Below are 3066 nucleotides of genomic sequence, written 5' to 3'. Positions count from 1 at the left end.
GAACATCGTCAGCTACGCGATCCTCGTGGTGCTCGTGCTGGCCGTGGCCTGGCGCCCGCTCGTGACGTCGCTGCGGGTGTTCCGCACGGGGACGTGGTGGAAGCTGTTGCTGCTGCCCGCCACGTGGGGCTCATGGTGCTCCGGCTGGGGCTCTGGCTGGCGGTGTCGCTCGGCCTGGTCCCCGGTGACCTCGGGGCGTTCGACCTGGTCCGCGACGGGTTCACGGTGAACATCGTCAGCTACGCGATCCTCGTGGTGCTCGTGCTGGCCGTGGCCTGGCGCCCGCTCGTGACGTCGCTGCGGGTGTTCCGCACGGGGACGTGGTGGAAGCTGTTGCTGCTGCCCGCCACGTGGCTGGCGTGCATCGTCGTGAACGTGATCGTGCTGAGCCTCATCGGGGAGGCGCAGACCAGCGCCAACCAGGCCGCGCTCGAGGAGATGACCACGCAGGCCCCGCCCGTGCTCATGATCCTCATGACCGTGGTGGCCGCCCCGCTCGTGGAGGAGTACCTGTTCCGCCACCTGCTGATCGGCAAGCTCTCCCGCTGGATCAACGTGTGGGTGTGCGCCGTGGTCTCCGTGCTCGCGTTCACACTCCTGCACTTCCTCGGCACCGGCGGCGACTTCCGGCTCGTGGAGACCGTCCCGTACCTGACCCTCGCGGTGGCGATCACGGTGTCCTACATCCTGATGGGCCGCTCGTTCGGGTACGCGGTGCTGCTGCACATGGTGAACAACGGCATCGCCATCGCGATGCTCTACCTCGTGGCCCCCCTGCTGCCGGACACGCTGCCCGGCCCCACTGCCCCGACCACGGCGCTGGCCCCGCTGCTGGCCCTGCTGGGCTGAGATGGCAGGACCCTCCGGCTCGACGGCGGCGCCCGCCCCGCAGGACGCGCGCGCCCTCACGCGGCGCATCCTCGCGCTCGCGGTCCCCGCGTTCGGCGCGCTCATCGCGGAGCCGCTGTTCCTGCTGGCCGACACCTCGATCATCGGGCACCTGGGCACGGCCCAGCTGGCCGGCGTCGGGATCGGCACCACCATCCTGCACACGCTCACCGGCCTCATGATCTTCCTGGCCTACGCCACCACCCCGGCGGTGGCCCGGCTGATCGGGGCGGGGAACCCGGCCGCCGCGATGGACCGCGGCCGCGACGGCATCTGGCTGGGCCTGCTGCTCGGCGCGGTGCTGGCCGTCCTCGGCTGGCTCGCGGCCCCCGCGCTGACGGCGGCCCTCGGCGCGACGGGCGAGGTGCAGGCCCACGCCGTCGCCTACCTGCGCTGGTCCATGCCGGGGCTGCCGGCCCTGCTGGCCGTGCTCGCGGCCACCGGGGTGCTCCGCGGCCTCCAGGACACCGTGACGCCGCTCGTGGTGGCGGGTGTGGGCTTCGGCGCGAACATCGGGCTGAACGTGGCCCTGGTGTACGGGCTGGGCTGGGGCGTAGCTGGCTCGGCCGTCGGTACGTCCGTGGTGCAGTGGGCGATGCTCGTGACATACCTGTTCGTGCTGGCCCCGCGCTTCCGCCGCTCGGGCACGGTGTGGGCGCCCCGTGCGTCGGGCATGCGCGCCACGGCCCAGGTGGGCTCGTGGCTGCTGCTGCGCACCGCGAGCCTGCGCGCGGCCATCCTCATCACCGTCATGGCCGCCGCCGGGGCGGGCGACCGCTCCCTCGCCGCGCACCAGCTCGTCGTCACGCTGTTCTCCACGCTGGCGTTCGCCCTCGACGCCCTCGCGATCGCCGCGCAGGCCCTGATCGGCGCCGAGCTCGGGGCCGCCCGGCCGGATGCGGCCCGTCGCCTCACCCGGACGATGGTGCGCTGGGGGCTGGGCTTCGGCGTCGTGACCGGGGCCGTGCTGGCCCTGGCGGCACCGGTGCTGCCGGGGCTGTTCACCACGGACCCGACCGTGCAGGCCGCCGCCACCGTGGGCCTGTGGGTGCTGGCCGCCGGGCAGCCGGTGGCCGGGTACGTGTTCGTGCTGGACGGCGTGCTGATCGGCGCCGGCGACGCCCGCTACCTCGCCCTCGCCGGCCTCGTGAACCTCGTGGTCTACGCGCCGGCGCTCTGGGTGCTCGCGCAGCTCGCCACGGGCGGATTCGGCTGGACCGCGGCCTGGCCCGGACCGAACGCCGCCGTGCCCGACGCCGGCGTGCAGCTGGGCCTGCTCTGGCTCGGCTTCGCAGGGGTCTACATGGGGATGCGGGCGCTCACCCTCGGCTGGCGGGCCCGGCGCGACGACTGGATGCGGCTCGGCGTCGTGTGAGCGCGTCCGGGCGGTGACGCGCGGGCCGGGCCGCGGCCGCACTGCTCCTAGACTGGGGCGGTGGCTACCGTGCAGACCCCCCTCGAGATCTCGTCCGTGGTGTTCAAGCCGATCCTGATCCGCGCCGTGGTGGCGCTGGCGTTCGGTCTGACCACCGTGTTCGTCGCCGAGCCGGGCCTGACGTGGATGAAGGTCATGTTCGCGCTGTACCTGGCGTTCTCCGGTTCGGCGATGTGGGAGTACCTGCGCCGCGACCCGGTGCCCGTGGCCATGCGCTCCCCGCTGTCCCTGGCGGCGGCCGCGTGGATGCTCGGCGTGATCGTGCTGCTGTTCCTGGGGTCCCCGGCGGCGGTGGGCGTGGCGGCCGGCGCCGCCCTCGTGCTCGGCGGCGTCGCCGAGCTCGTGGCGTGGGCCCGCCACCGCCGCGAGTTCATCCCCGCGCGGGACCAGCTGTGGACCGGACTCGTGGGCCTGCTCTCCGGGGGCGGCGTGGTCGTGGCGGCCCTGCAGGGCTTCGGCCCGCACGCCCTGCTCGGCATCGCCGGCGGCGGGGCGATCCTGATCGGGGTGCTCCTGATGGTCTCCGGGCTCGGCTTCCACCACGAGGTGCGCCGGGACCGGGGCACGGCCAGGGGCCTCTGAACCGGGTCGACGTCGCCGTCCTGACCCGCGGGGCGGACGTTCGCCGGGGGAGGACCTCGGGGCCCCGAGGGGCCACCCGCCGGCCGGACGCGTAGACTGGCTCCGGTCCGCCGCGCCCCGAAGGCCTCAGCCCCGAGCGCCTGTGCGGGCCGTGTCGCCCC

General features: G+C 74.3%; 3 protein-coding genes. All 3 read left to right on the top strand.

Translation table 11 applies throughout. The annotated features are described in order from the left end of the window. The first annotated feature begins 93 nt into the window (after positions 1-93). Genes D8M29_RS10360 through D8M29_RS10350 form a run of 3 tightly spaced genes read left to right on the top strand, consistent with a single transcriptional unit; the run spans position 94 to position 2905 of the window. Positions 94-849, top strand: a complete 756-nt coding sequence (locus tag D8M29_RS10360; protein ID WP_238693384.1) for a CPBP family intramembrane glutamic endopeptidase — start codon at positions 94-96, stop codon at positions 847-849. 1 nt (position 850) lies between these two features. Then, positions 851-2263, top strand: a complete 1413-nt coding sequence (locus D8M29_RS10355) for an MATE family efflux transporter (protein WP_127445952.1) — start codon at positions 851-853, stop codon at positions 2261-2263. A 60-nt stretch (positions 2264-2323) separates the two neighbouring features. Then, complete coding sequence (locus tag D8M29_RS10350; protein ID WP_010079963.1) at positions 2324-2905, top strand: hypothetical protein; 582 nt, start codon at positions 2324-2326, stop codon at positions 2903-2905. The last annotated feature ends 161 nt before the right edge of the window (positions 2906-3066 follow it).

It is taken from the genome of Micrococcus sp. HSID17227 (assembly GCF_003989405.1).
GTDB classification, from domain to species: domain Bacteria; phylum Actinomycetota; class Actinomycetes; order Actinomycetales; family Micrococcaceae; genus Micrococcus; species Micrococcus luteus.
The sequence above is the reverse complement of the archived record's forward strand: the minus strand, read 5'-3'. Positions and strand labels throughout refer to the sequence as shown.

Excerpts from the sequence above, each read along its gene's own strand:
- D8M29_RS10355 (WP_127445952.1), top strand. The coding sequence starts at position 851 with ATGGCAGGACCCTCCGGCTCGACGGCGGCGCCCGCCCCGCAGGACGCG.